A 25,355-nucleotide genomic window follows, 5' to 3' on the forward strand; every position below is an offset into this window, starting at 1 on the left:
AGGGGTCTCCCTCAATTCAGTCTTCTCTTGTTATTAGAGTCAGGTGGGCCGATCGGGTTCACATTTTAACGCTGGAGTATACCATGCTCAATTCTGGCTGACGCTTGCGTGGTGCAGTGATGTACAGATTTTTTGAGCATCAGCCAGTTTTAACAATAATTTGCCAGCGGTGTCAGTGGGACTGCAAAGGTAAGCCCTTACTCAGTCCGCACATCATGGCGCATAATGTGCTTAAACCGGGCCAGACACTAGTGTCATAGTCGGTTTTAGCCTGGCGTTCAAGCTGACTGAGTTGTTGGATAGCTGTTAGCAGGGCAGGTAAGGGTAATCGGTGCAAGGCGCCCACATAGAGCTCACGCCGGTTTTGCCAAACCCGAAAATTTTCGAGGATCCGATTCAAAGGGATTCCATGTTTACCCATTTCCTGCATGCGGTACAGCTGGGTCAGTTCACGTTGCAAGGTACGCAGAATAATAATAGCTTCCACCCCTTCGGCTTCGAGCTGGCGCACAATGCGCTGACTGCGTTTTGCCTGGCCGGCCAGTAAGGCATCCAGCAACTGAAACGGGGTGTAGTGGTTATGGCGGCTGAGCGCCTCCTGAATCCGGGGCACGGTCAGGGTGCCGTCAGGATAAATCAGGGTGAGTTTGTGCAGACTCTGTGCCAGTGCCAGCAGGTTACCTTCATGCCACTGAGCCAGTATCTGTATGGTTTCTGCATCGGCATTCAGCCCCAGTTGCTGACAACGCTGCTGGATGAAGCGGGGTAGCTGACGGGCATCAGGCGTATTGCAGGGCACATATATCCCCTGAGTCGTGAGCGCTTTAAACCAGGCGCTGCTTTCTTGTTTTTTATTGAGACGCGGGCCCTGCACCAGCAACAGGATATCCGGATGTAAAGCATCAATCACTGTTTGCAGTGATTTGGCCTGAGTCGCCGTGATACCGCTGTCCGGCATGGTCAGTTCGATGATCTGGCGTGAAGAGAACAAACTCAGCGCCTGGCAATTATCCAGTACTTCATTCCAGTCCAGCTGATTATCTATGCTGTGGCTGTGTCGCTCGAGAAAACCGGCGTCTTTGGCCTGTTGCCGCACCCGGTCAGCCGTTTCCTGTAACAGCAAAGGTTCGTTGCCAGCAAGCAGATAAGCGGAGGCTAACCCCTGTTTTAATCGCTCAGCCAGCTGTTCCGGGTAGATCCTCATTGCGCCGCGCTGTCCATGGTGTCGAACATCCGATCTGCGGCCTGTTTATCGGCATCGGTTTCTGTCTCAATTGTTGTGACACTGCCATTGGCGTCGCTGGCAGAACGCTCTGCATTGTCAGAGTCTGACTGGTTCAGGTCGGCGGTCAGACGGGCAAGCTGACGCATAATCTGGCGCGAGGCCTGCTGGCGCATTTCATCGAGCAACATATCGCGTTCCACCGACTTTGCCAGTGCGGTTAACGGGTTATCCAGAAAGCTGCGGTTAACTTTAGTGGTAAAGCGCTTGGCCCCTTTTTCAGGCACCACCACCTGATAGTTGACGGTATAGGTCAGTTCGTACTCGGCGGCACGGCTGTTCTGGTATAAGGATAAGGTACGCTCCCCCTGAGATTCACTGATCAGATGCAGATTGGGCACCTGAGACGATGGCGGAACGGCTTCAATACCGTGCAGTTTGAACTGGGATTTCACCATACGGGTCAGCGGGCCGTATTTATCAAAGCTGGTCAGAGACAGGCGGGCAATATCGTCGGGCAGCATGTAGTTACCACGTAAATGGAAGCCGCATGATGCAGTGGCCAGCGCCAGTACGACGACAAAGACCAGACGGAAACGGGACAGTAGGGATGACGCTGCGCTCACCGTGTCTACTCCTTAGTAACAAATTCGAGAGTGAAAGAGAAAACGCCTTCCCACTGGGAAGGCGTTGTTGGTATGCCTGTTAGTTGGCAACAATGTTCAGCAGCTTGCCCGGCACGTAAATCACCTTGCGAATAGTTTTATCGTCGGTGAATTTGGTGACGTTCTCGTCTGACAGTGCCAGCGCTTCTACCTGATCTTTACCAGCATCTGCCGCGACAGTCAGTTTGGCGCGCAGTTTACCGTTAACCTGAACTATGATGAGCTTCTCATCTTCCACCATAGCGTTGTCATCGGCAACCGGCCAGTCAGCATGATCCACCTTAGACTCACCCAGTGCATGCCACAGTTCAAAACAGATATGCGGGGTGATTGGGTACAGCATACGGACAACCGCTTTCAGGGCTTCGTCCAGCAGGGCACGATCCTGGGCGCTGTCTTGTGGTGCTTTACCCAGCTTGTTCATCAGCTCCATGATAGCCGCAATAGCTGTGTTGAACGTCTGACGACGGCCAATATCATCGCTGACTTTGGCGATGGTTTTGTGAACATCACGGCGCAGCGCTTTCTGATCGGCGTTCAGTGCTGAAGCATCCAGTGCTTCGACCGCACCTTTTGCCGAATGTTCAAAGACCAGTTTCCAGACTCGTTTCAGGAAGCGGTTGGCACCTTCCACGCCAGATTCCTGCCACTCCAGCGTCATATCAGCCGGCGAGGCGAACATCATGAACAGGCGAACGGTATCCGCGCCGTACTTGTCGACCATTTCCTGCGGGTCGATGCCGTTGTTCTTCGACTTCGACATCTTGGTCATGCCAGAGTGCACCAGTTCGTTACCTTGCTCGTCAGTGGCTTTGGTAATGCGGCCTTTTTCGTCACGCTCCAGAGTCACCTCTGTTGGCGATACCCAGACTTTGGCGCCTTTTTCGCTGGTGTAGTAGAAGGCATCTGCCAGTACCATACCCTGACACAAAAGCTGTTTGAACGGCTCGTCGCTCGTCACCATACCGCTGTCGCGCAGCAGTTTGTGGAAGAAACGTGAGTACAGCAGGTGCATACAGGCATGTTCAATACCGCCGATGTACTGGTCAACCGGCAGCCAGTAGTTGGCGGCATCAGAATTCAGCATTTCGTCCGCCTGAGGTGAGCAGTAACGCGCGTAATACCAGGACGATTCCATAAAGGTGTCGAAGGTATCGGTTTCGCGCAGCGCCGGTTCACCGTTAAAGGTGGTTTCTGCCCAGCTCTTGTCTGCTTTGATCGGGCTGGTCACGCCGTCCATCACCACATCTTCCGGCAGGATCACCGGTAGCTGATCGGCAGGGACAGGATGGACTTCGCCGTCCGGGGTGGTAACCATAGGAATCGGTGCACCCCAGTAACGCTGGCGGGAAACCCCCCAGTCACGCAGGCGGAAGTTGACGGTTTTCTTGCCTTTACCTTCGGTTTCCAGCTTGGCGGCAATCGCATCGAACGCCGCCTGGAAATCCAGACCGTTGAATTCACCAGAGTCGAACAGCACGCCTTTTTCGGTGTAAGCTGCTTCACTGATATCCAGTTCGCTGCCGTCGGCCGGCTTGATAACAGGAACAATATCCAGCCCGTACTTGGTGGCGAATTCAAAGTCACGCTGATCATGGGCAGGGACGGCCATCACAGCGCCTGTTCCGTAGTCCATCAGCACAAAGTTAGCGACATAGACAGGCACACGGCGGCCATTGAGAGGGTGAACGGCATACAGGCCAGTGGCCATGCCTTTCTTCTCCATGGTAGCCAGTTCGGCCTCTGCCACTTTGGTGTTCTTACATTCTTCAATGAAGGCAGCCAGTGCAGGATTGTTCTTGGCGGCCAGATCAGCCAGAGGATGACCGGCGGCAATGCCGACGTAAGTCACCCCCATCAGGGTGTCTGGACGTGTGGTATAGACTTCCAGTGGTGTGTCCTGGCCTTCAACGGCGAAGGACAGCTCAACACCTTCAGAGCGGCCAATCCAGTTGCGCTGCATGGTTTTGACCATCTCAGGCCAGCCTTCCAGGTTGTCCAGATCGTCCAGCAGCTCCTGGGCGTAAGCCGTGATCTTAATAAACCACTGCGGAATTTCTTTTTGCTCTACTGGTGTATCACAACGCCAGCAGCAGCCGTCTTCAACCTGCTCGTTGGCCAGCACTGTCTGGTCATTCGGGCACCAGTTTACGGAAGAGGTTTTCTTGTAGACCAGGCCTTTGCTATACAGCTTGGTAAAGAATTCCTGCTCCCAGCGGTAGTATTCCGGGGTGCAGGTAGCAAACTCACGGTTCCAGTCGTAACCAAAGCCCAGTAATTTCAGCTGGTTCTTCATGTAGTCGATGTTTTCGTAAGTCCACGGCGCAGGGGCGGTGTTGTTCTTCACCGCTGCATTTTCTGCTGGCAGACCGAATGCGTCCCAGCCGATTGGCTGCATTACATTCTTGCCCTGCAGGCGCTGATAACGGGAAATCACATCACCGATGGTGTAGTTACGCACGTGGCCCATGTGCAGACGTCCACTTGGGTACGGGAACATGGAGAGACAGTAGAATTTTTCTTTATTAGGGTCTTCACTTACAACAAAGGTTTGGTTGTTGTCCCAATGTGCTTGAACTTTAGGTTCAATGTCCTGTGGACGGTATTGTTCTTGCATCGATGACTTCCGGAATCGTTGTGAGTTAATACAAACACAGTCAAAATAATCGACATAGAATAACTAAAGGTAAAGGTAGCAACAATAGCTGAGGCCGAATAGGCCGGTTATTATCATTATTCAGCCACGGATTGCCCGTGCCGGACTGGTTACTGACCCGGCGCTATGTGTCAGGGTGCCTATGTCCGGCGGATTAAGCCTAGGAGAAACTTACATGGCTAAAGAAAAAGATGCGTATGAATCCATGTTGGAAGAGATCACGGAAGCCCTCAAGCATAGCCCTGATGAACTGAAACATTGGATTGATACCAGTGAAAAGTATCGCACCGCGGCCAGTGACATGACCAAAGATGAACTGGCGCTGATACGTGCGTATTTCAAACGGGATCTGAAAGAATTCGGGCAAAACGTGCAGGAAAGCCCGACCCCTTTCTCTGAAAGTCCGTTTTACAAACTGGTGACCGAGACGATTTGGGAAGGGTTGGCTGAGGTGACAGATAAGACACAGCTGGAATGGTTAGAGGTTATGGACGATATCAAGCATCAGGGCATCTATAAAGCCGGTGAAGTGGTTGGCCTGGGTAATCTGGTCTGCGAGCAGTGCGGACATCATGAACAGTACACGCACGTGCGGACGATTGAGCCCTGTACTAAGTGTGGACACACCCAATTCACCCGTCAGCCTCTGGCGCCGTAAAGCAGCTGCCGCTGACAAGCGACAGGGAGCCTGTTGCTCCCTGTCTGGTTGGATCTGTGTTTGATTTAATGGACGCATTCTTGCGGGGTAGTGTCTCTGAAATCGCCCCGGCGGCGTTTAAGCAGTAGCCAGGAAACAGCAACGGACCAGAGTAAATACAAGTACAATGGCCAGCTGCCCAGTGTCGTGTAGGGCGTCAGACCCTTGGTCGGGGTTACAGTGGCACGCAGTACGCCGGTTTCGAACTGTGGCAGCTCTGCAATGATCTGACCCTGGTGATCGACAACGGCTGTCACGCCCGTGTTAGTGGCACGCAGTAAGGGTTTACCTGTTTCCAGAGCCCGCATCTGGGCGATTTCCATGTGCTGGTGCGGGCCAATGGAGCGGCCGAACCAGGCATCATTGGACAAGGTCAGCAGCATGTCGGTGCCCATGCCCACATTCTGGCGAACCTGCTCGCTGAAGGCGATTTCATAACACAGGGCCGGAGCCAGGGCATAACCCTTGGCTTCCAGATTGGTCTGGACAAAACTGCCGCGGCTGAATGATGACATCGGCAGGTTGAAAAACGGGGCAATCGGACGCAGTAAGTCGCCGAAAGGCACAAATTCACCAAACGGCAGCAAATGGTGCTTGCTGTACCGGCTGGCAGTATCGTAGTGGTATTGACCGTCACGGTTGATACCCAGCGTCAGTATATTGTTGAAAAACTCACCCTGTTCGGTTTTATCTAGCACACCTGTAATTACCGCACTTTGATTTAAACGGGCGGCTTCATCGAGATGACTGAGGAAGGTCTCTACCTGTTTTTCCAGCGCGGGAATTGCTGCTTCCGGCCAGATGATAATATCAGCATCCCAGTTTTCACGGGTGAGATCTAAGTATTTCATCAGGGTTGGCCAGCGTTGCTCAGGTTGCCATTTCAGTGCCTGCGGGACATTGCCTTGCACCAGCGCGACCTTGACCGGTTTATACGGTTCAGTCTGAACCCATTCAATGCCTTTCGCCTGATACGCCAGCAGCAAGACAAGAACCGGCACGGTCAGGGGGCGCCAGTTACGGTAATAGCCGGCGGCAACCAGCGCACCACAACTCAGCACCAGTGCGAGCGTCAGACCTTCAACCCCCAGGATCGGCGCGAAACTGGCCAGCGGGCCGTGAATTTGCCCGTAACCCATCCACAACCAGGGAAAACCGGTAAACAACCAGCCTCTGACCCAGTCCAGCAGCAGCCAGAACACCGGGCCCAGCAACATCAGCTGGTGGAAAGGCCGACCCAGCCCGAACCGGGCAAACAAGGCGCCAAATAAGGCAGGGTAGAGCGCCAGATAACCAACCAGCAGCGCCATAAGGAACAGACCCGCAATGACGGGCATGCCGCCAAAGTCGGCAATGCTGACATGTACCCACCAAACGCCACTGCCGAATAATCCTAACCCCCATGATAAACCTGTCCAGAAGGCGGTTTTAGGGCGTTGATTCTGCAGCAGGGTAAAGAAAATAATCAGGGAGAGCGGGGCGAGATACCAGAGCTTATAAGGGGCGAAAGACAGGGTTGCCAGTGCGCCGGAAGGGACGGCCAGTAGCAGCCGTCCTGTCAGGTTTAGATTGTCGATTCGTCTCATCAGGGCGTCATCGTTGGTTGGTGTGCCTCCTGCGGCACTGTCACTTGTAATTGTATGACCCGGCGGCTGTCTGCGGCGGTGACTTTGAACGCATAGCCTTCCAGTTCGACCACTTCACCACGGGCTGGCAGGTGACCAAAGCTGGTCATGACCAATCCGCCTATGGTGTCGATATCGTTAGCACTGAAGTTGGTCTGGAACAGTTTATTGAAGTCATCGATAGTGGTTAATGCCTTCACATTCCAGGTGTGCTTACTTAACTGACGGATGTCCTGTTCTTCTTCATCGTCGAATTCATCTTCGATTTCACCAACGATTTGCTCCAGAATATCCTCGATAGTGATCAAGCCGGATACGCCACCAAACTCATCGACCACTATGGCCATGTGGTAGCGTTCTTCCCGAAATTCTTTCAGCAGGCGATCTACCCGCTTGCTCTCCGGCACAACAACTGCCGGGCGCAGAATGGCGCTGAGGTCAAATGGCTCGCTGTCCGGGCGCAGGTAGCGCAGCAGATCTTTAGCCAGAAGAATACCTTCAACGTGGTCTTTATCATCACTGATGACCGGGTAGCGAGAGTGCTGGGCATCAACAATGATATCAATGAGGTCTTCAACCTTCTGTGAACGCTCTATGGTGGTCATTTGGGAGCGGGGAATCATGATATCCCGAACCCGCATCTCAGAAATCTGGATCACACCTTCGAGCATGTCGCGTGTGTGGTGATCAATCAGATCATTTTCTTCGGAATCACGGATCACATCGACCAGTTCTTCCTTATTCTGAGGTTCGCCCTGAAAGAGCTGGCCAATACGTTCAAAGAAGGTCTTTCGACTCGGACCGTCAGAATTTTGGGGGTTATCTTCGTTCATTGCTTTCTATTCAAATATGTGGACAGAGCCACGGAAGGTCGGCGTCGCCACAGGCGCAGCCGACAGTATCTTAGCCAAAGACAGCCAGAAGCTGATGTTAGTATTGGTCAGCTTCGTAAGGATTGGCAAACCCTAAACCTTGCATTATCTCGGTTTCCAGGGCTTCCATTTCTTCGGCTTCTTCGTCATCAATATGGTCATAACCTAGCAGATGAAGTGAGCCGTGTACAACCATATGTGCCCAGTGGGCAAACAAGGGTTTACTCTGCTCCAGCGCCTCACTTTCAACCACCTGACGACAGATAATCAGATCGCCCAACAGCTCCAGTTCTACACCCGGAGGCGCTTCAAACGGGAAAGACAGCACATTGGTGGGCTTGTCTTTCCCCCGGTATTCACTGTTGAGTGCCTGGCTTTCGGCTTCATCAACCAGGCGCACAGTCACTTCGGCTTCGGTTTGAAACGGAGTCACCGCCGCTTCCAGCCAGCGCTGAAAGTCAGCCTCAGTCGGCATGCCACTCTCATCAGCGGTGGCAAGCTGTAAATCCAGATAAATATCCATCTGTATGATTATTCCGTTTCAGGACTGGCCTGACGCGCTTCCTGCTGGTCGCGACGGCGTTGTTCAGCCAGTTTTCGTTGTTTCTGATCTTCGCTCTCCCAGGCTTCATACGCCTGGACGATACGAGCTACAACAGGGTGACGTACTACGTCAGTTGCCTGGAAGAAGTTAAAGCTGATTTCATCCACATCGGCCAGCACTTCAATGGCATGGCGCAGCCCGGATCGCGCCCCGCGCGGCAAGTCGATCTGGGTCACGTCACCTGTGATCACGGCACGCGAGTTAAAGCCGATACGGGTCAGAAACATTTTCATCTGCTCTACTGTCGTATTCTGGCTTTCATCGAGAATAATGAAGGCATCGTTCAGTGTCCGGCCGCGCATGTACGCCAGCGGTGCCACTTCAATGACATTACGCTCAATGAGCTTTTCTACCCGCTCAAAACCCAGCATTTCGAACAAGGCATCGTAAAGCGGGCGCAGATACGGATCGACCTTCTGGCTCAGATCCCCCGGCAGGAAGCCCAGTTTTTCACCGGCTTCTACGGCAGGGCGGGTCAGCAGAATACGGCGGATTTCCTGGCGCTCCAGCGCATCAACCGCAGCGGCAACAGCCAGATAAGTTTTCCCCGTACCGGCAGGACCAATACCGAAGGTGATATCGTGACCAACCATATTGGCAATGTACTGCGCCTGGTTTGGTGTCCGCGGCTTGATGACGCCTTTCTTGGTCTTGATATGAATTTCTTTGCCGTAAGGGATACTTGAGCTCACATCTTGTTCCAGCACACCCGATTCTTTAATGGCGAGATGAATCTGCTCAGGCTCAATATCCGGGATCATGTTGCGCACCGGAGCGGTGTCAACATACAGATTCTTAAGGATATTGGCTGTGGCTTCGGCTGTGTGCGGCTGACCGACTATGCTGAAATTGTGGCTGCGGTGGTTAATTTCAACGCCCAGACGGCGTTCCAGCTGCTTGATATTGTCGTCGAAAGGACCGCAAAGGCTGGCCAGGCGGTGGTTATCGGCGGGTTCGAGATTCAGTTCAACAGTAATAATTTTGCTCAAGATTTGCCTCTCTGTGGGCCACCCACTGTGACGGGTGGCCGGAATAGTTGGGCACAGGCAGAAATTTCTGTCCTCTTATTAAGGAGTATAAACGCCTACACCTATTTCATCTTCTTTACGGGTTTTCTCTATGACCTCGCTGGGAGACATAGCGATCCGCAGATTCATGTCTGCTTCAGTACGGACAAGTTCACCACGCAGGGAATTATTGAATACATCCGTGATTCTGACATCAACAAATTGGCCGATCAAATCCACTGAACCTTCAAAGTTCACCACACGGTTGTTCTCGGTACGGCCGCGCAGCTCCATGATGTTCTTTTTCGATGGCCCTTCCACCAGAATGCGCTGTTCAGTGTCCAGCATCTGGCGGGAGTAGCGCATTGCCTGCGCATTGATCTGCTGCTGCAGTTCATACAAACGCGCTTTCTTCACGTCTTCAGACAAATCACAAGGGTAATCGGCCGCTGGTGTCCCCGGGCGAGCTGAATAAATGAAGCTGAAACTCATGTCAAAGTCGACATCGCGGATCAGTTTCATGGTGTCCTGGAAGTCCTGATCGGACTCACCCGGGAAAGCGACGATAAAGTCGGAGCTGATGGTGATGTCCGGGCGAGCTTTACGCAGCTTGCGGATCTTGGATTTATACTCGATGGCAGTATGAGGCCGCTTCATCATCGCCAGAATACGGTCGGAACCGCTCTGAACCGGCAGGTGCAGGAAGCTGACCACTTCCGGCGTGTCTTCATAAACGGCAATAATGTCGTCGGTGAACTCAATCGGGTGGCTGGTGGTATAGCGAATGCGATCGATACCGTCAATTGCTGCCACCAGGCGCAATAACTCAGCAAATGAAGCGATCTCGCCATCGTGTGTCTCACCGCGGAAGGCATTCACATTCTGGCCCAGCAGGTTTACTTCACGCACGCCTTGCTCTGCCAGCTGAGCGATTTCAAACAGCACGTCATCCAGCGGGCGGCTGACTTCTTCACCACGGGTGTATGGCACCACACAGAAAGTACAGTATTTGGAGCAACCTTCCATGATAGACACGAACGCGGTAGGGCCTTCGGCCCGTGGTTCAGGCAGGCGGTCGAATTTCTCGATTTCCGGGAAAGAAATATCCATGACCGGCGCATCGGAAGACTGTGATGTGCTGATCATTTCAGGCAGACGGTGCAGCGTTTGCGGACCAAAGATCACATCGACATAGGGAGCACGATCCCGGATGGAATCCCCTTCCTGAGTAGCGACACAGCCGCCAACGCCAATCACCAGGCCTGGCTTTTTGTCTTTCAGCGTTTTCCAGCGGCCCAGCTGGTGGAAGACTTTTTCCTGTGCCTTTTCGCGAATAGAGCAGGTGTTAAGTAGCAGTACATCGGCTTCTGCTGGTTCTTCTGTTAATTCATAACCGCCATTGGCGTTGAGAAGATCGGCCATCTTGGATGAATCGTATTCATTCATCTGACAACCCCAGGTTTTGATAAGCAGTTTCTTCGCCATGTCTAACTCTTCACTCGTAGTGTTAATTCAGTGCATTTACGTTGCGTTTGCAGCGTCAGAGATCGCCTCTGGGGCCGCCTTAAATAGCAAGCCGCGTATTGTACTGCTTTCGACACGGCGTGACCAGATCATCCATGCTGATTATAAAATCAGCAGCAGGCGCATCTCTGGCCGGTGGCTATTGGCACAGATCAAGCTTCAGTGCCAAAGATGACAGAAAAGCGAGCGCAGAAAGTGTTGAGTGTAGTAAACCCGCGTAAAGCCGTTAGAATGTCGGCAGAGTAATGAGATGAGATACCTGCATGGAACAGTTTGATATTGTGATTGCTGGCGGCGGCATGGTGGGTGCGGCGGCAGCATTGGGAATGGCCCGGCAGGGACGCAGAGTGGCGGTGATTGAAGGTCAGCCTCCGGTGGCTTTTGACTCCGCACAGGAGATGGATCTGCGTGTGTCAGCCATTTCTGCCCAGTCGGTCACCCTGCTGAACCGTCTGGGGGCATGGCCACATATCCAGGCCATGAGGATGTGTCCTTTCCGGCGTTTGGAAACTTGGGAGCACCCGGAATGCCGCACCCGTTTTCATGCCGCTGACCTTGGGTTAGCTGAGCTGGGCTTTATGGTGGAGAACCGTTTGATTCAGCTGGGTCTGTGGCAGGCGTTTGACGCATATTCCAATCTTTCACTGATTTGTCCTGCCCGTTTAGCGCATTTTCAGCGTGCTGATGAAGGGTACCAGGTCACATTGGATAACGGTCAGGTGCTGCAAACCCGCTGGTTGGTTGGGGCCGATGGTGCCAATTCCCGCGTTCGTCAGCAGGCCAATATCGGCATTACAGCCTGGGATTATCGTCAGCATTGCATGCTGATCAATGTTGAAACCGCTTTGCCCCAGCAGGATATTACCTGGCAGCAGTTTACGCCGCGTGGCCCTCGCTCTTTTCTGCCGATGCCGGGTCACAACGGATCGCTAGTCTGGTATGACAGCCCTCAGCGGATCAAACAGTTATCAGCCATGTCGGCGGAGCAACTGGAAAAAGCGGTGCGGAGTGAATTTCCTGTTGAACTCGGTGCGGTTCGTGTGCGGAACAAAGGCAGTTTCCCGCTGACACGACGCCACGCCCAGTCTTACTATAAAGACGGGATTGTTTTGCTGGGAGATGCCGCGCATACCATTAACCCGCTGGCGGGGCAGGGAGTGAATCTCGGTTTTAAAGACGTTGATGTGCTGCTTGAAGAAATGGCGCACGGTGGAGAACACTGGTTCGGAGAGCCGGTTCTTCAGCGCTACCAGAGGCGGCGAAGACCCGATAACCTGATGATGCAGACCGGGATGGATGTGTTTTACTGTGTCTTTAGCAATGATCTTAAACCCGTTGCCTTGCTGCGAAACCTTGGCCTTAAACTGGCCGAGCATACCGGACCGCTGAAACACCAAGTGCTGAAGTATGCGCTAGGGTTGTAAGCTTTTTGTTTTTATTCGATTTTATAAGCCACCAATAGCGTGGCTTTTTTACTGCGTGTGTCCCGTCCTAAATAAGGTTGACACTTTTCCAACCCATTTCAGGACGGTCAGTGTGAAAAGAGATGTGAACAAAGAGAGGTGTTAGGGCGGGCCGTATTTTTCAGGTATAAAAAAAACCAGCAAAAAGCTGGTTTCTTAACAGATATTACAGCGAGTAATACCCAAGTGTTTTACAACTTCTGCCTGAACAGTAAGTTGGTGCGGAGGGAGAGACTTGAACTCTCACGTCCTTGCGGACACTAGCACCTGAAGCTAGCGCGTCTACCAATTCCGCCACCACCGCAACATGGTGAAAGAGACTCAGTCTCTCACTTTTTTTGACACCTTAGGTCAGCATCAATATGGCAGGGCTACCTGGATTCGAACCAGGGAATGGCGGCATCAAAAGCCGCTGCCTTACCGCTTGGCGATAGCCCTAAAGTCTCAGATTAATATCAAAAGTCAATTGGTGCGGAGGGAGAGACTTGAACTCTCACGCCCTTGCGGGCACTAGCACCTGAAGCTAGCGCGTCTACCAATTCCGCCACCACCGCGTGTATTGACTCTTTTCCATTTTCAACCATGGTAGGGGATGAAAATGGTGGCTACGACGGGATTCGAACCTGTGACCCCATCATTATGAGTGATGTGCTCTAACCAACTGAGCTACGTAGCCATTTTCAAAACGCTAATGTTATAGCGTATTGTTAATGGCAGGGCTACCTGGATTCGAACCAGGGAATGGCGGCATCAAAAGCCGCTGCCTTACCGCTTGGCGATAGCCCTGCTGGTGATCCTTTCAGATCGAAGTTGTGTAGCTTTTCACTCACAACTAAAAAGTTGGTGCGGAGGGAGAGACTTGAACTCTCACGTCCTTGCGGACACTAGCACCTGAAGCTAGCGCGTCTACCAATTCCGCCACCACCGCACGTGGTATTTCGTTTGCAATATAACTCTGTATCACAGCACCGGCTGACACCCATACTGTAAAATATGGCAGGGCTACCTGGATTCGAACCAGGGAATGGCGGCATCAAAAGCCGCTGCCTTACCGCTTGGCGATAGCCCTAAAATGGTGCGGAAGGAGAGACTTGAACTCTCACACCTTGCGGCGCCAGAACCTAAATCTGGTGCGTCTACCAATTTCGCCACTTCCGCAAATTGTTTGATGTGTAAACATCTGAAAAGTCACTGGTGCGGAGGGAGAGACTTGAACTCTCACGTCCTTGCGGACACTAGCACCTGAAGCTAGCGCGTCTACCAATTCCGCCACCACCGCATGTGTGACTTTTCTTTCAGGGTGAAACTCACCCGGCTCCCTTGTTACAGGGGAGATTCCGACACATTTATCGAAACCTGAAACATGGCAGGGCTACCTGGATTCGAACCAGGGGATGGCGGCATCAAAAGCCGCTGCCTTACCGCTTGGCGATAGCCCTAAATGGTGCGGAAGGAGAGACTTGAACTCTCACACCTTGCGGCGCCAGAACCTAAATCTGGTGCGTCTACCAATTTCGCCACTTCCGCAAATTGTCTGCCTGTCAAGGCAAGGATGTCATTGGTGCGGAGGGAGAGACTTGAACTCTCACGTCCTTGCGGACACTAGCACCTGAAGCTAGCGCGTCTACCAATTCCGCCACCACCGCGTGGAATGACATCTTTTCTCACATTGTTGTGAGATTGGTGGCTACGACGGGATTTGAACCTGTGACCCCATCATTATGAGTGATGTGCTCTAACCAACTGAGCTACGTAGCCACTTTGTGTTAAACGCCGGCGTTGCCTACGTCAAGTAATGTGGCAGGGCTACCTGGATTCGAACCAGGGGATGGCGGCATCAAAAGCCGCTGCCTTACCGCTTGGCGATAGCCCTGCAGAATGTCACAAAGAATTGTGCAATTCAAGCAAGAAATGGTTACTTGTCCACTTCTTAACTGTTCACCTCAGAGATTGGTGCGGAGGGAGAGACTTGAACTCTCACGCCCTTGCGGGCACTAGCACCTGAAGCTAGCGCGTCTACCAATTCCGCCACCACCGCAATACGCTGGGTGAACCATTCATCGTCGAATGATGAATTTATGGTGGCTACGACGGGATTTGAACCTGTGACCCCATCATTATGAGTGATGTGCTCTAACCAACTGAGCTACGTAGCCATTCAATTTTTATAACGCCGACAAACATGTCCACGCTGAGTAAGATGGCAGGGCTACCTGGATTCGAACCAGGGGATGGCGGCATCAAAAGCCGCTGCCTTACCGCTTGGCGATAGCCCTAAAATGGTGCGGAAGGAGAGACTTGAACTCTCACACCTTGCGGCGCCAGAACCTAAATCTGGTGCGTCTACCAATTTCGCCACTTCCGCATCTTACTGTTTTTTATCACCATTTCAAGTGGTGATATGGTGGCTACGACGGGATTCGAACCTGTGACCCCATCATTATGAGTGATGTGCTCTAACCAACTGAGCTACGTAGCCAACGTGTCCGAAACAGCCAGCGCAGGCGCTGTCCAATACAGGGTTGCTGTCTCGGGAACGGGGCGCATTATGCGTATACCAGCTTTGAGCGTCAATAGTTTTTTTAATTATCCCCGTAAAATCTGCCTGTTCGATGGTTATTTGGACGAAATGGCCGAATGCCATGCTAGATGTGTGATTTCAAGGGTAAAAAAGAAGTAAGCGGGACAGTGAAAATAAAAAAGCCGGCAGAAGCCGGCCCTTTATCAGATGTTTTGCAGAGGTTTTGACTTCAAGTTATACATTGAAGCGGAAGTGGACGACGTCGCCATCTTTAACGATGTAATCTTTACCTTCCAGACGCCACTTACCGGCTTCTTTCGCGCCGTTTTCACCGTTAAACTCGATGAAGTGCTCATAACCGACCACTTCGGCACGGATAAAGCCTTTTTCAAAGTCGGTGTGGATCTTACCGGCAGCCTGAGGTGCGGTTGCACCAATAGGGATAGTCCAGGCGCGAACTTCTTTGACACCTGCCGTGAAGTAAGTCTGCAGATTCAGCAGTTCGTAGCCCGATCGGATAACACGGTTCAGGCCCGGCTCTTCAATGCCCAGATCTGCCAGAAACTCTTCACGATCCGCATCATCCAGTTCAGCAATTTCAGACTCGATAGCCGCACAGACTGGCACAACAACGGCGTTTTCTTTGCTGGCGTGCTCAGTCACCATATCCAGGAACGGATTGCCTTCAAAACCGTCTTCGCTGACGTTCGCGATATACATGGTCGGTTTCAGAGTCAGGAAGTTCAGGTAATCAATCGCGGCTTTTTCTTCTTTGGCCAGCTCGACTGAACGTGCCATGCCGCCTTCAGTCAGTGTTGGCAGCATTTTTTCCAGCACTGTGATTTCGAATTTCGCTTCTTTATCACCGCCTTTGGCGCGTTTGGCCTGGCGCTGAATGGCACGCTCACAGGTGTCCAGATCTGCCAGAGCCAGTTCCAAATTGATGATTTCGATGTCTGCTAATGGGTTGATCTTGCCCGCAACGTGCACGATATTGTCGTTTTCGAAGCAGCGAACAACGTGGCCAATCGCATCGGTTTCACGGATGTTGGCCAGGAATTTGTTACCCAGACCTTCACCTTTGGATGCACCGGCAACCAGACCGGCGATATCCACGAATTCCATAGTGGTAGGCAGGATACGTTCCGGGTTGACGATGGCAGCCAGCTTATCCAGACGCAGATCCGGTACAGGAACCACACCCGTGTTCGGCTCAATAGTACAGAACGGGAAGTTAGCGGCTTCGATACCCGCTTTTGTCAACGCATTGAAAAGTGTGGATTTACCTACGTTCGGCAGGCCCACGATACCACATTTAAAACCCATGGCTTGAAACCCTTTAGTGATGTTTCCGGCATCCGGCATAGTGCGGGATGATGAAAAAGTCTGTATTAACTTATTCGGCTTTGAATGAATGTAGCCGGTTTTGCGCCTTGGTCAGGCCGTCTTTCAGCCAGATATCAAGACAGCGAACGGATTCGTCTACTGCAGCGTCAATCTGAGATTGTTCGCTGGCGGGGGCTTTACCCAATACGAAGCCAGTCACTTTATTTTTGTCGCCGGGATGACCAATGCCCACCCGAAGACGGTAAAAGCTTTTGTTGTTACTCAGTTTGCTGATGATATCCCTTAACCCGTTATGGCCACCGTGACCGCCGCCTTGTTTGAACTTGGCGACGCCTGGGGGCAGATCCAGCTCATCATGGGCGACCAGAATTTCTTCCGGGGTGATCTGAAAAAAATTCGCCAGTGCCGAAACGGATTTACCAGACAGGTTCATAAAGGTGGTGGGGATCAGTAAACGCAGATCATCACCATTCAGCTGGATCCTGCCGGTTAAACCAAAATATTTGGGATCGTTTTTGAGGCTGATGTTGTGGATCCGTGCCAACTCTTCCACGACCCAGGCCCCCGCATTGTGGCGTGTTTTGGCATATTCCGGACCTGGATTTGCCAGGCCAACCAGTAAACGGATTTTTTGACTCACGCTGGTCTCTCTATGTCATCGGGATCAAATCGCGCGCTATGTTAACACTGCTGCAGAGATAAATAAAAACAAACACGCCCCGCACAGGGCGGGGCGTGTTGACTGTCATCGCGTTTACTGAGCTATCAGTGCTCGAACATCGCAGAGATAGACTCTTCATTGCTGATGCGGCGAATGGCTTCAGCCAGCATGCCTGACAGAGTAAGAACAGAGACTTTGCCTGTATCCAGCATTGCCTGAGACAGTGGGATAGAGTCAGTGACGATCACTTCATCAATCACAGAGTTTTTGATATTTTCCGGCGCGTTGCCTGAGAATACCGGGTGCGTTGCGTAAGCGAATACACGTTTAGCACCACGCTCTTTCAGTGCTTCGGCAGCTTTACACAGGGTGCCGCCGGTATCGATCATGTCATCAACAATGATGCAGTCACGGCCTTCAACATCGCCAATCAGGTGCATAACCTGTGACACATTGGCGCGTGGGCGACGCTTGTCGATGATAGCAATATCTGTGTCATCCATCAGTTTGGCCGTTGCACGGGCACGGACTACACCACCGATGTCTGGAGAAACGACGACTGGATCTTGCAGCTCTTTTGCCAGCATGTCTTCCAGCAGAACGGGCGAACCAAAGATGTTGTCTACCGGCACATCAAAGAAGCCCTGGATTTGCTCGGCATGCAGATCGACAGTCAGCACACGGTCAACACCCACATTGGACAGGAAATCAGCAACAACTTTCGCTGTAATAGGCACACGAGCAGAACGGACGCGACGGTCTTGGCGGGCATAGCCAAAGTAAGGGATAACCGCTGTGATACGACCAGCAGAAGCGCGGCGCAGTGCGTCGATCATAACGACCAGTTCGATCAGGTTATCGTTGGTTGGGGCGCAAGTCGATTGAATGATAAAGACGTCGCTGCCGCGAACGTTTTCATTAATCTGAACACAGACTTCACCATCGGAGAAACGGTTCACTGTCGCGTCTCCAAGTGAAATGTAAAGACGGTCAGCGATGCGTTGGGCTAGCTCTGGTGTAGCGTTACCAGCAAACAGCTTCATATCAGGCACGGGGTAAACCTCAATTGCGTCCAAGTTGTATTTACTGACTTTCCGCAGTATGTCCGCTCAGGGCGGTCATCAAAGGTGAATGATTCACCCCTTTGGCGACAAAACCTTGGAGCCAGTCGGGTAATTTTTTCAGGGTTGCAGTAGCCGCTTGCTGAGAGCTAAATTCAGCAAAAACACAAGCGCCAGTGCCGGTCAATCTCGACGGCGCGTATTCTAACAGCCACGAAAGCGCCTTATCAACCTCAGGGTAAATTCTTCTGACTATTTTTTCGCAATCGTTTTCGTAATTGCCGGCTAATAACACAGATAAAGGCCGTATTGGTGTGTTTCGGGTTAAGTCCGTCGCAGTGAAGATATCTGCGGTTGCAATGGCAACATCAGGCTTGGCGACCAGATACCATTTCTCTTCTGGTTGAGCGGGTTGAAGCTTTTCGCCGATCCCTTCGGCAAAGGCACTAAAACCACGGACAAACACGGGCACATCTGCTCCCAGCGTCAAGCCAATCTCGGCCAGCTCGTCAGCGCTTAGTCCGGTTTGCCACAAATAGTTTAATGCGACCAAAGTTGTCGCCGCATTCGATGAACCGCCGCCCAGACCACCACCCATAGGTAAAATCTTTTGGATGTTGATATCTGCTCCGGCCTGCAGACCGGCTTTTTTGCGCAGGGCATCTGCGGCGCGGTAAATCAGATTTTGCGCTAATGGTACGCCTTCGATAGCCGGACTCAGGGTTATCTGATTGTCGGCTCGCGCCGTTATGGTCAAGGTATCACCGTAATCTAAAAACTGAAACAGGGTTTGCAGTTCATGATAACCGTCCGGACGTTGCCCTGTGATGTAGAGAAACAGATTAAGTTTAGCGGGTGCTGGCCAGCTTGTAGTGTGTGTGATCATTTTTTGAATGCGCGTCAATTATTTTTGGGTTTGCCAACGGTTGATTATCAGGGTAACTCGCTGTTTGCCTTGCGAAAGGACTAACCGGGAAGGCAAAGCAGGCGACGTTGTTTCATCATAGGCGTTATAGTCCAGTTGCCATCGCTGATTACCCACTTGTTTGACTAAGTAAGCCACGCGGTTTTCTGCATTTAACTGATAGGTATCTGCGCCTGTTGGCAGGCCGAGCAGCCAGTCTCGCATCTGGTTAACGGGTAAGGCAATATTGGTCAGAGATAAGACCAGCTGAGCCGCATCGCTGCCCTGATGGCGTTGGCCTTCATTATCAATCAGCACCGCACGTCCGGGTTGGGTGTCCAGTTTCAGCAATGTGGTGCCGAGAAAGTTAGTCAGCAGCAGATGATCGGCACCCGGATCGGTTTTCCAGTTCAGGTTAGCACTGAAACGTTGCGCCGGGCTGATGTAGCCCAGCTTGCCTGTTGCCTGATAGGCAGTGACTGCGGACAATGCTTGCCTGTGGCTGTTCCAGTCGGTGACTTTACCTGTGTGCGGCGTCGTGGTACAGCCTGCTACCCACAGAGCCAGCAAGGCCAGAAGTTGTGTTTTATGCTGCTGACATTTTCGCGCCAAGATAGGCGGTAACTGAAACGAGAACAGAAAAAGAGGCGCAAACGCCATTCGCATAACATGTCCTTATTCGACAGGTAAGTGAATAATGTGAAAGTAAAAGAATAATAGCATGACTTGTCTGTTGAAATCTCTTTCATGAACGAACGGCGGAATCAGTAAGGGGAAGCAAACTGATTCATGACATTTCCGGTATTTGTCTGTAAAGTCAGGATTTGTTTTGACGTCAGCGCGATAAAATGATGCGCTGGCAGACAGAATCGAGTCATATCCTTTTATTACGCAGGGTCATCAAGTAAAATGACCTGCTGGATCTTTATCATCGGGTAGTAGGTAACACCATCTCCATGACCTTGCTTGCATTAGGAATCAATCACAAAACAGCGTCTGTAGACCTGCGCGAGCGTGTTGCCTTTTCGCCGGAAAAACTGACCGAAGCCTTGCAGACTCTGGCTCAGCATCCGGAAGTCAACAGTGGTGTGATCGTCTCTACCTGCAACCGTACTGAGATCTATTGTGATGTCAGTCACAGCGGGCCAGGTGTGATGATTGATTGGTTCAGCCGCTTTCATAATCTGTCAGCGGAAGAGCTGATGTCCAGCCTCTATTTCCACGAAGAACAGGCCGCGGTGCGTCACTTGATGCGGGTGGCATGTGGTCTGGATTCACTGGTGTTAGGTGAGCCGCAGATTCTGGGACAGGTCAAGCAGTCCTATTCTGAATCCCGCGACCATGACACTATGGATGGCATGCTGGAGAAACTGTTCCAGAAAGCCTTTTCAGTGGCAAAGCGCGTCAGAACCGAAACGGATATCGGTGGCAATGCGGTGTCGGTTGCCTTTGCCGCCTGCACCCTGGCCAAACAGATTTTTGAGTCGATGAGCGAGGCAAGAGTGCTGCTTATCGGTGCCGGTGAGACCACAGAGCTGGTAGCCCGGCACATGGTTGAACACGGTTGCCGCAGTCTGATGATAGCCAACCGTACCCCGGAGCGTGCTCAGGTGCTGGCTGATGAATTTGGCGCTGAAGTTATTAGTTTGCCGGAGATTCCGGACCATATTCATAATGCAGATATCATTATCAGTGCAACGGCGAGTCCTCTGCCGATTGTGGGCAAAGGAATGGTTGAGAAAGCGTTGAAAAAGCGCCGTCATCAACCCATGTTGCTGGTCGATATTGCTGTACCCAGGGATATCGAAGCTGAGGTCGGCGAGCTTGATGACGCCTATTTATATTCAGTGGACGATTTGGAAAGTATTGTTGAACGCAATCGCGAGCAGCGAAAAGTGGCGGCGATCCAGGCAGAAGCGATAGTCAGTGAAGAAAGTGCCGCATTCATGCGCTGGTTACGCTCACTGGAAGCGGTAGACAGTATCCGCCAGTACCGTTGTTACGCCGATGACATTAAAAATGATTTACTGAGCCGCAGCCTGCAAGCGCTGGCTAACGGCGGTGCACCGGAAAAAGTGCTGGCAGAGCTCAGCAACCGTTTGACGAATAAGCTCATTCATGCGCCGACCAAGGCCATGCAGCAAGCCGCCCATGATGGCGAGCCTGAAAAACTGGCCCTTATTCGTGAAACGCTTGGTTTAGGTGCATTGAAAGACCAGTCGGCTGACTGACTCAGCGTTTTTCACATGCATTAATTTTTATGATCGCGCCTTGCCGAACCGGTTTAAGGCGGATCCTTGTTAGGATCTGATGTTGTACACATGATGAAACCGTCCATTTTAGCGAAATTAGAATCCCTGGTTGAACGCCACGAGGAAGTGCAGCATTTGCTGGGTGATGCCACTATCATTGCCAATCAGGATAAATTCCGGGCTTTGTCTCGTGAATATTCGCAGCTAGAGGAAGTGAGTCAGTGTTTTCGTGCTTACCAGCAGGTGCTGACTGATCTGGAAACCGCGGAAGAAATGGCCGGGGAAGAGGATCCTGAATTGCGCGAAATGGCGCAGGAAGAAATCAAGCAGGCGAAAGAGACTATCGAGCGTCTGGAAGACGAGTTGCAGGTTTTGCTGCTGCCCAAAGATCCCAATGACGAGCGCAACTGTTTCATCGAAATCCGCGCCGGTGCTGGCGGTGATGAAGCCGGTATTTTCGCCGGTGATTTGTTCCGTATGTACAGCAAATTTGCTGAAAGCCGCCGCTGGCGGGTGGAAGTGATGAGCTCGAATCAGGCTGAACACGGTGGCTATAAAGAAATGATCGCCAAGATCAGCGGGGAAGGAGCTTACGGTATTCTGAAATTTGAGTCAGGCGGACACCGTGTTCAACGTGTTCCCGCGACAGAATCCCAGGGCCGTGTTCATACTTCTGCCTGTACTGTGGCAATTTTACCTGAAATCCCGGAAGCGGAAATCCCGGAAATTAATGCCGGTGATTTGAAAATTGATACTTTCCGCGCCTCCGGTGCCGGTGGTCAGCACGTTAACACCACGGATTCTGCCATTCGTATTACCCACTTGCCAACCGGCATTGTGGTTGAGTGTCAGGATGAGCGCTCGCAGCATAAAAACAAAGCGAAAGCCATGTCTGTGCTGGCGGCCCGTATTATCAAGGCCGAGGAAGAGAAGCGTCATGCTGAAGAAGCCAGCACAAGACGTAACCTGCTGGGCTCTGGCGATCGCTCCGATCGCATTCGTACCTATAACTATCCGCAAGGCCGGGTATCTGATCATAGGATCAACCTGACCCTCTATCGCTTGAACGAAGTGATGGAAGGCGAGCTGGAAAGCCTGATTGATCCTGTTGTGCAGGAACACCAGGCGGATTTGCTTGCTGCCATGGCTGATCAGCACTGATGAATCCCGCCATCGACGTTGCACTTAAGCAAGCGGTAACGCAACTGATGAACGCCGGCTCTGACAGTCCGCAGCTTGATGCTGCGGTCTTGTTGTGTCATGTGCTGGATAAGCCCCGCAGCTACCTGCTGACCTGGCCTGAAAAAGTGCTGACTGACGAGCAGTCCGCTGCGTTTTCAGCGCTGCTGGCGCGTCGTGAATCGGGCGAACCGGTCGCCTATATCACAGGTGAACGTGAGTTCTGGTCACTGCCGCTGAAAGTGGCGCCCCATACTTTGATCCCGCGTCCGGATACGGAACGACTGGTGGAAGCGGCGCTGGAGAAAATGCCTGCAGCGGCGTCGGTACTTGATTTAGGTACGGGAACCGGGGCGATTGCTCTGTCTCTGGCCTCTGAGCGCCCGGATTGTCAGTTCACTGGCATCGACTTGCGCCCGGAAGCGGCGGCACTGGCGGAAGAAAATCGGCGTGCGTTGCAATTGCAGAATGTACGTATTTTATGCGGCAGTTGGTTTAATCCATTGCCGGAAAATGCACGTTTTGATGTTATTGTCAGCAATCCCCCTTATATTGATGCCAACGATCCGCATCTCGCAAGAGGGGATGTGCGATTCGAACCCCGAACCGCATTGGTCGCAGAAGACGCTGGCCTGGCGGACATTCGTCATATTTGTTCACAAAGCCGGACATTTTTAACGCCTGGTGGCTGGTTACTGCTGGAGCATGGCTATCAGCAGGGCGAGGCCGTACGGGGCATTTTTTCTAATTTAGGTTATCAACAAGTGATAACCGTTCAGGATTATGCAGGACAAGACAGGGTAAGCTTAGGCTGCTGGTCTGTCTGAGGCCGTCTGGCCATTCATGATTCGAAGGAAACGATAAAGAGAAAAACCAGATGTACATAGCATTAAAACATTTTCACCTGACCATTATCGCCATGAGCGTGTTGTTATTTGTAGTGCGATTTGGCCTGATGATGGCAGATTCAGCACTGATGCAGAAAAAAGCCCTGAAAGTAACACCCCATGTGGTCGATACCTTTTTGTTGCTGAGTGGCGTCGCACTGGTGGTGTACACTGGCTTTACTCCTTTCACGGCAGGCGCAGGCTGGCTGAATGAAAAGCTGACCTGTGTGCTGGCCTACATTGCGCTTGGCTTTTTCGCGCTGAAATACGGCAAGAACAAAGTGTTTAAAACCTTTGCTTTTTTCGGTGCTTTAGGTTGGCTGGCAATGGCCGGCAAACTGGCGGTGACTAAAATGCCGTTGCTGGGGTAAAGACATGTATTTCTCAGATGAAGACAGAGATTTCGAAGCGTCTGCGCTGGTAGAGGGAGCCATTGAGATCATGGTGGATCTGGAGCCGGATTTTCCGGTTGCCTGGGTACGCCATCAATTACAAAAAATGGCAAAAGATGTCGAGGCGGCACTGATGTCAGAAACCAATCCCCATCTGCGATTAGAAGGGCTGCTGCGCCTGTTTTACCGCGAGTGGGGGTTCTGTGGTGATCGCCATCAGTACTATGCGGCTGAAAATGCCTATCTGGACAAGGTGATTGAGCGTCGTAAAGGCATTCCGGTCAGTCTGGGAGCCATTATGATTTATCTGGCTCAGCATCTGGAGTTACCTGTCACTGGTGTGGCTTTTCCCACTCAGTATATTCTGCGTGTCGACTGGCCCAACAGTGAGCCTCAGTTTATTAATCCGTTTGACGGTGAATTTGTCAGCCGCCAGACACTCAGTGCCTGGCTGCGTGGGCACAAAGGCCCGCTGGCACCCTGGCGCGAAAGCTATCTCACCACCACCAGCCATACGGATGTGCTGGCACGATGGCTGACGGTGCTAAAAAGTGCTTTGCTGCGAGAAGAGCAATACGCTGATGCATTACGCTGCAGCGATCTGGCCCTGTCGCTGCGGCCGGGTGATCCCCATGAAATTCGCGATCGCGGCTATATTTATCAGCAATTAGAGTGTAGTCATGCCGCTGCTATGGACTATGCCTATTTTATTGAGCAGTGTCCGGAAGATCCGGCCGCAGAATTGCTGAAACTGCAAGTGAAAGTCTTGAATGCAAACCCGCAGGTCCTTCACTGATAGCCTGCGGAACAGACTAAATGACAGAGAAGAAGAGTAGCATCATGGAACAGAAAGTGGTTCGTATTGGCGACATTGATGTCGCTAACGACAAAGCCTTTGTGCTGTTTGGTGGCATGAATGTGCTGGAGTCGCGTGATCTTGCGATGCAGATCTGTGAGCACTATGTCAAAGTAACGGAAAAACTGGGTATTCCTTATGTATTTAAGGCTTCCTTTGATAAGGCGAACCGTTCTTCGGTCCATTCTTATCGTGGTCCCGGTATGGAAGAAGGCCTGAAAATCTTTCAGGAGCTGAAAGATACCTTTGGCGTGAAAATCATCACTGATATTCATGAACAATATCAGTGCCAGCCTGTTGCCGAGGTGGTGGATGTGATTCAGCTGCCGGCATTTCTCGCTCGTCAGACCGATCTGGTTGAAGCGATGGCAAAAACCGGTGCCGTTATCAACGTGAAGAAACCTCAGTTTATGAGCCCGGGTCAGGTGGGTAATATCGTTGAGAAGTTTGCTGAATGTAACAACGACCAGATTATTCTCTGCGAGCGTGGTGCGCTGCACGGTTACGATAACCTGGTCGTGGACATGCTGGGCTTTGATGTCATGAAGAAAGCCTCGAAGGGCAGTCCGATCATTTTTGACGTCACCCACGCACTGCAGTGCCGTGATCCACTGGGTGCCGCCTCCGGTGGTCGCCGTGAGCAAACTGTTACGCTGGCGCGTGCAGGTATGGCGGCGGGAATCGCAGGTCTGTTCATGGAAGCGCATCCCAACCCGGATGCCGCTCGCTGTGATGGCCCTTCTGCATTCCCTATGGATAAGCTGGAGCCATTCCTTCACCAGATCAAACAGCTTGATGATCTGGTGAAAAGTTTCGAAGCCATCGACATTGCATAAGGCTGTTACTGGCAGAACCTGATCAGGGTGACTACCGGAGACGACCTGAGACAAACGATCAGAGAAAAACGAAAGGGGGTGTCATGACTGACACCCCCTTTTTTGTTTTCTTTGTTCTATTTGT

21 protein-coding genes and 19 tRNA genes are annotated in these 25,355 nt (G+C 51.9%); 8 read left to right on the forward strand and 32 right to left on the reverse strand.

Annotated elements, in window-relative coordinates:
• Window positions 1-172: 172 nt before the first annotated feature.
• From holA to leuS, 3 genes are all read right to left on the reverse strand, one after another.
• Window positions 173-1,204, reverse strand: coding sequence for a DNA polymerase III subunit delta (gene holA, locus L6J37_RS08035; RefSeq protein ID WP_237794731.1), 1,032 nt, complete (start codon window positions 1,202-1,204; stop codon window positions 173-175).
• Window positions 1,201-1,848 carry an LPS-assembly lipoprotein LptE gene (locus L6J37_RS08040; RefSeq protein WP_237794733.1) on the reverse strand — a complete coding sequence of 216 codons (648 nt, stop codon included), beginning with the start codon at window positions 1,846-1,848 and terminating at the stop codon, window positions 1,201-1,203. Before L6J37_RS08040 ends, holA begins: the two co-directional genes overlap by 4 nt.
• 79 nt (window positions 1,849-1,927) lie before the next feature.
• The gene (gene leuS, locus L6J37_RS08045; protein ID WP_218383860.1) at window positions 1,928-4,504 is read right to left on the reverse strand and encodes a leucine--tRNA ligase; all 2,577 of its coding nucleotides are present in this window, start codon (window positions 4,502-4,504) and stop codon (window positions 1,928-1,930) included.
• A gap of 214 nt (window positions 4,505-4,718) precedes the next feature.
• On the opposite strand from leuS, the gene L6J37_RS08050 reads away from it, so the two are divergent.
• Window positions 4,719-5,201 (forward strand): zinc ribbon-containing protein, encoded by a 483-nt coding sequence (locus L6J37_RS08050; protein ID WP_027253806.1) that lies wholly within the window; start codon window positions 4,719-4,721, stop codon window positions 5,199-5,201.
• Between the two features lie 65 nt (window positions 5,202-5,266).
• Here L6J37_RS08050 and lnt read toward each other — a convergent pair whose 3' ends face one another.
• The 5 genes from lnt to miaB form a co-directional block, all read right to left on the reverse strand.
• Entirely contained in the window at window positions 5,267-6,826 is a 1,560-nt protein-coding gene (gene lnt, locus L6J37_RS08055; protein ID WP_237794735.1) for an apolipoprotein N-acyltransferase, read from the reverse strand.
• Window positions 6,826-7,698, reverse strand: coding sequence for a CNNM family magnesium/cobalt transport protein CorC (gene corC, locus L6J37_RS08060; RefSeq protein WP_192014595.1), 873 nt, complete (start codon window positions 7,696-7,698; stop codon window positions 6,826-6,828). Before corC ends, lnt begins: the two co-directional genes overlap by 1 nt.
• Window positions 7,699-7,795: 97 nt before the next feature.
• Window positions 7,796-8,260 carry an rRNA maturation RNase YbeY gene (gene ybeY / locus L6J37_RS08065; protein WP_237794737.1) on the reverse strand — a complete coding sequence of 155 codons (465 nt, stop codon included), beginning with the start codon at window positions 8,258-8,260 and terminating at the stop codon, window positions 7,796-7,798.
• Between the two features lie 8 nt (window positions 8,261-8,268).
• Window positions 8,269-9,333, reverse strand: a complete 1,065-nt coding sequence (locus tag L6J37_RS08070) for a PhoH family protein (RefSeq protein ID WP_237794853.1) — start codon at window positions 9,331-9,333, stop codon at window positions 8,269-8,271.
• A gap of 75 nt (window positions 9,334-9,408) precedes the next feature.
• Window positions 9,409-10,833 (reverse strand): tRNA (N6-isopentenyl adenosine(37)-C2)-methylthiotransferase MiaB, encoded by a 1,425-nt coding sequence (miaB, locus tag L6J37_RS08075; protein ID WP_192014597.1) that lies wholly within the window; start codon window positions 10,831-10,833, stop codon window positions 9,409-9,411.
• A 302-nt stretch (window positions 10,834-11,135) separates the two neighbouring features.
• Here miaB and L6J37_RS08080 point away from each other — a divergent pair, with 302 nt between their 5' ends.
• On the forward strand, window positions 11,136-12,296 hold the full coding sequence (locus L6J37_RS08080) for a 2-octaprenyl-3-methyl-6-methoxy-1,4-benzoquinol hydroxylase (RefSeq protein ID WP_237794740.1): 1,161 nt from the start codon (window positions 11,136-11,138) through the stop codon (window positions 12,294-12,296).
• Between the two features lie 256 nt (window positions 12,297-12,552).
• Here the strand turns inward: L6J37_RS08080 and L6J37_RS08085 are convergent.
• The 24 genes from L6J37_RS08085 to lolB all read right to left on the reverse strand — a co-directional run bounded on the left by L6J37_RS08085 (window position 12,553) and on the right by lolB (window position 19,495).
• A tRNA-Leu gene (locus tag L6J37_RS08085) sits at window positions 12,553-12,639 on the reverse strand.
• A 59-nt stretch (window positions 12,640-12,698) separates the two neighbouring features.
• Window positions 12,699-12,773 (reverse strand) — tRNA-Gln (locus L6J37_RS08090).
• Between the two features lie 29 nt (window positions 12,774-12,802).
• Window positions 12,803-12,889 (reverse strand) — tRNA-Leu (locus tag L6J37_RS08095).
• 45 nt (window positions 12,890-12,934) lie between these two features.
• Window positions 12,935-13,011 (reverse strand) — tRNA-Met (locus tag L6J37_RS08100).
• Window positions 13,012-13,046: 35 nt separating this feature from the next.
• Window positions 13,047-13,121: transfer RNA gene (locus L6J37_RS08105), tRNA-Gln, on the reverse strand.
• A 55-nt stretch (window positions 13,122-13,176) separates the two neighbouring features.
• Window positions 13,177-13,263 (reverse strand) — tRNA-Leu (locus L6J37_RS08110).
• 66 nt (window positions 13,264-13,329) lie between these two features.
• Window positions 13,330-13,404, reverse strand: a tRNA-Gln gene (locus L6J37_RS08115).
• A 4-nt stretch (window positions 13,405-13,408) separates the two neighbouring features.
• Window positions 13,409-13,493: transfer RNA gene (locus tag L6J37_RS08120), tRNA-Leu, on the reverse strand.
• Window positions 13,494-13,527: 34 nt separating this feature from the next.
• A tRNA-Leu gene (locus L6J37_RS08125) sits at window positions 13,528-13,614 on the reverse strand.
• A gap of 85 nt (window positions 13,615-13,699) precedes the next feature.
• A tRNA-Gln gene (locus tag L6J37_RS08130) sits at window positions 13,700-13,774 on the reverse strand.
• 3 nt (window positions 13,775-13,777) lie between these two features.
• Window positions 13,778-13,862, reverse strand: a tRNA-Leu gene (locus L6J37_RS08135).
• Window positions 13,863-13,894: 32 nt separating this feature from the next.
• A tRNA-Leu gene (locus L6J37_RS08140) sits at window positions 13,895-13,981 on the reverse strand.
• A 35-nt stretch (window positions 13,982-14,016) separates the two neighbouring features.
• A tRNA-Met gene (locus L6J37_RS08145) sits at window positions 14,017-14,093 on the reverse strand.
• A gap of 40 nt (window positions 14,094-14,133) precedes the next feature.
• Window positions 14,134-14,208, reverse strand: a tRNA-Gln gene (locus tag L6J37_RS08150).
• A gap of 78 nt (window positions 14,209-14,286) precedes the next feature.
• Window positions 14,287-14,373: transfer RNA gene (locus L6J37_RS08155), tRNA-Leu, on the reverse strand.
• A 41-nt stretch (window positions 14,374-14,414) separates the two neighbouring features.
• A tRNA-Met gene (locus L6J37_RS08160) sits at window positions 14,415-14,491 on the reverse strand.
• 45 nt (window positions 14,492-14,536) lie between these two features.
• Window positions 14,537-14,611: transfer RNA gene (locus tag L6J37_RS08165), tRNA-Gln, on the reverse strand.
• A 4-nt stretch (window positions 14,612-14,615) separates the two neighbouring features.
• Window positions 14,616-14,700, reverse strand: a tRNA-Leu gene (locus L6J37_RS08170).
• Window positions 14,701-14,737: 37 nt separating this feature from the next.
• Window positions 14,738-14,814, reverse strand: a tRNA-Met gene (locus tag L6J37_RS08175).
• 276 nt (window positions 14,815-15,090) lie between these two features.
• Window positions 15,091-16,182 (reverse strand): redox-regulated ATPase YchF, encoded by a 1,092-nt coding sequence (ychF, locus tag L6J37_RS08180; protein ID WP_192014599.1) that lies wholly within the window; start codon window positions 16,180-16,182, stop codon window positions 15,091-15,093.
• A gap of 70 nt (window positions 16,183-16,252) precedes the next feature.
• Window positions 16,253-16,843 carry an aminoacyl-tRNA hydrolase gene (gene pth, locus L6J37_RS08185; protein WP_192014600.1) on the reverse strand — a complete coding sequence of 197 codons (591 nt, stop codon included), beginning with the start codon at window positions 16,841-16,843 and terminating at the stop codon, window positions 16,253-16,255.
• Window positions 16,844-16,968: 125 nt separating this feature from the next.
• Window positions 16,969-17,916, reverse strand: coding sequence for a ribose-phosphate pyrophosphokinase (locus L6J37_RS08190; RefSeq protein ID WP_027253816.1), 948 nt, complete (start codon window positions 17,914-17,916; stop codon window positions 16,969-16,971).
• Between the two features lie 31 nt (window positions 17,917-17,947).
• On the reverse strand, window positions 17,948-18,811 hold the full coding sequence (gene ispE / locus L6J37_RS08195; protein WP_192014601.1) for a 4-(cytidine 5'-diphospho)-2-C-methyl-D-erythritol kinase: 864 nt from the start codon (window positions 18,809-18,811) through the stop codon (window positions 17,948-17,950).
• Between the two features lie 18 nt (window positions 18,812-18,829).
• The gene (lolB, locus tag L6J37_RS08200; protein WP_225445033.1) at window positions 18,830-19,495 is read right to left on the reverse strand and encodes a lipoprotein insertase outer membrane protein LolB; all 666 of its coding nucleotides are present in this window, start codon (window positions 19,493-19,495) and stop codon (window positions 18,830-18,832) included.
• Window positions 19,496-19,785: 290 nt separating this feature from the next.
• Between lolB and hemA the strand changes: the two genes are divergently transcribed.
• From hemA to kdsA, 6 genes are all read left to right on the forward strand, one after another.
• Entirely contained in the window at window positions 19,786-21,060 is a 1,275-nt protein-coding gene (gene hemA / locus L6J37_RS08205; RefSeq protein ID WP_237794742.1) for a glutamyl-tRNA reductase, read from the forward strand.
• Between the two features lie 93 nt (window positions 21,061-21,153).
• The gene (gene prfA / locus L6J37_RS08210) at window positions 21,154-22,242 is read left to right on the forward strand and encodes a peptide chain release factor 1 (RefSeq protein ID WP_192015032.1); all 1,089 of its coding nucleotides are present in this window, start codon (window positions 21,154-21,156) and stop codon (window positions 22,240-22,242) included.
• Window positions 22,242-23,087, forward strand: coding sequence for a peptide chain release factor N(5)-glutamine methyltransferase (gene prmC, locus L6J37_RS08215; RefSeq protein WP_192014603.1), 846 nt, complete (start codon window positions 22,242-22,244; stop codon window positions 23,085-23,087). Before prfA ends, prmC begins: the two co-directional genes overlap by 1 nt.
• Before the next feature lie 50 nt (window positions 23,088-23,137).
• Window positions 23,138-23,518 carry a SirB2 family protein gene (locus tag L6J37_RS08220; protein WP_192014604.1) on the forward strand — a complete coding sequence of 127 codons (381 nt, stop codon included), beginning with the start codon at window positions 23,138-23,140 and terminating at the stop codon, window positions 23,516-23,518.
• Window positions 23,519-23,522: 4 nt separating this feature from the next.
• Window positions 23,523-24,335: a SirB1 family protein gene (locus tag L6J37_RS08225; RefSeq protein WP_046221536.1), complete on the forward strand. Its 813-nt coding sequence runs from the start codon at window positions 23,523-23,525 to the stop codon at window positions 24,333-24,335.
• A gap of 41 nt (window positions 24,336-24,376) precedes the next feature.
• A complete protein-coding gene (gene kdsA / locus L6J37_RS08230) occupies window positions 24,377-25,231 on the forward strand; it encodes a 3-deoxy-8-phosphooctulonate synthase (protein WP_192015033.1) in 855 nt (284 codons plus the stop codon).
• Window positions 25,232-25,355 lie beyond the last annotated feature (124 nt).

The organism is Photobacterium sp. WH77 (assembly GCF_022014395.1).
Taxonomy (GTDB): domain Bacteria; phylum Pseudomonadota; class Gammaproteobacteria; order Enterobacterales; family Vibrionaceae; genus Photobacterium; species Photobacterium arenosum.

Excerpts from the sequence above, each read along its gene's own strand:
- holA (WP_237794731.1), bottom strand. The coding sequence starts at position 1,204 with ATGAGGATCTACCCGGAACAGCTGGCTGAGCGATTAAAACAGGGGTTA.
- leuS (WP_218383860.1), bottom strand. The coding sequence starts at position 4,504 with ATGCAAGAACAATACCGTCCACAGGACATTGAACCTAAAGTTCAAGCA.
- L6J37_RS08050 (WP_027253806.1), top strand. The coding sequence starts at position 4,719 with ATGGCTAAAGAAAAAGATGCGTATGAATCCATGTTGGAAGAGATCACG.
- lnt (WP_237794735.1), bottom strand. The coding sequence starts at position 6,826 with ATGAGACGAATCGACAATCTAAACCTGACAGGACGGCTGCTACTGGCC.
- corC (WP_192014595.1), bottom strand. The coding sequence starts at position 7,698 with ATGAACGAAGATAACCCCCAAAATTCTGACGGTCCGAGTCGAAAGACC.
- ybeY (WP_237794737.1), bottom strand. The coding sequence starts at position 8,260 with ATGGATATTTATCTGGATTTACAGCTTGCCACCGCTGATGAGAGTGGC.
- miaB (WP_192014597.1), bottom strand. The coding sequence starts at position 10,833 with ATGGCGAAGAAACTGCTTATCAAAACCTGGGGTTGTCAGATGAATGAA.
- L6J37_RS08080 (WP_237794740.1), top strand. The coding sequence starts at position 11,136 with ATGGAACAGTTTGATATTGTGATTGCTGGCGGCGGCATGGTGGGTGCG.
- ychF (WP_192014599.1), bottom strand. The coding sequence starts at position 16,182 with ATGGGTTTTAAATGTGGTATCGTGGGCCTGCCGAACGTAGGTAAATCC.
- ispE (WP_192014601.1), bottom strand. The coding sequence starts at position 18,811 with ATGATCACACACACTACAAGCTGGCCAGCACCCGCTAAACTTAATCTG.
- lolB (WP_225445033.1), bottom strand. The coding sequence starts at position 19,495 with ATGCGAATGGCGTTTGCGCCTCTTTTTCTGTTCTCGTTTCAGTTACCG.
- hemA (WP_237794742.1), top strand. The coding sequence starts at position 19,786 with ATGACCTTGCTTGCATTAGGAATCAATCACAAAACAGCGTCTGTAGAC.
- prfA (WP_192015032.1), top strand. The coding sequence starts at position 21,154 with ATGAAACCGTCCATTTTAGCGAAATTAGAATCCCTGGTTGAACGCCAC.
- prmC (WP_192014603.1), top strand. The coding sequence starts at position 22,242 with ATGAATCCCGCCATCGACGTTGCACTTAAGCAAGCGGTAACGCAACTG.
- L6J37_RS08220 (WP_192014604.1), top strand. The coding sequence starts at position 23,138 with ATGTACATAGCATTAAAACATTTTCACCTGACCATTATCGCCATGAGC.
- L6J37_RS08225 (WP_046221536.1), top strand. The coding sequence starts at position 23,523 with ATGTATTTCTCAGATGAAGACAGAGATTTCGAAGCGTCTGCGCTGGTA.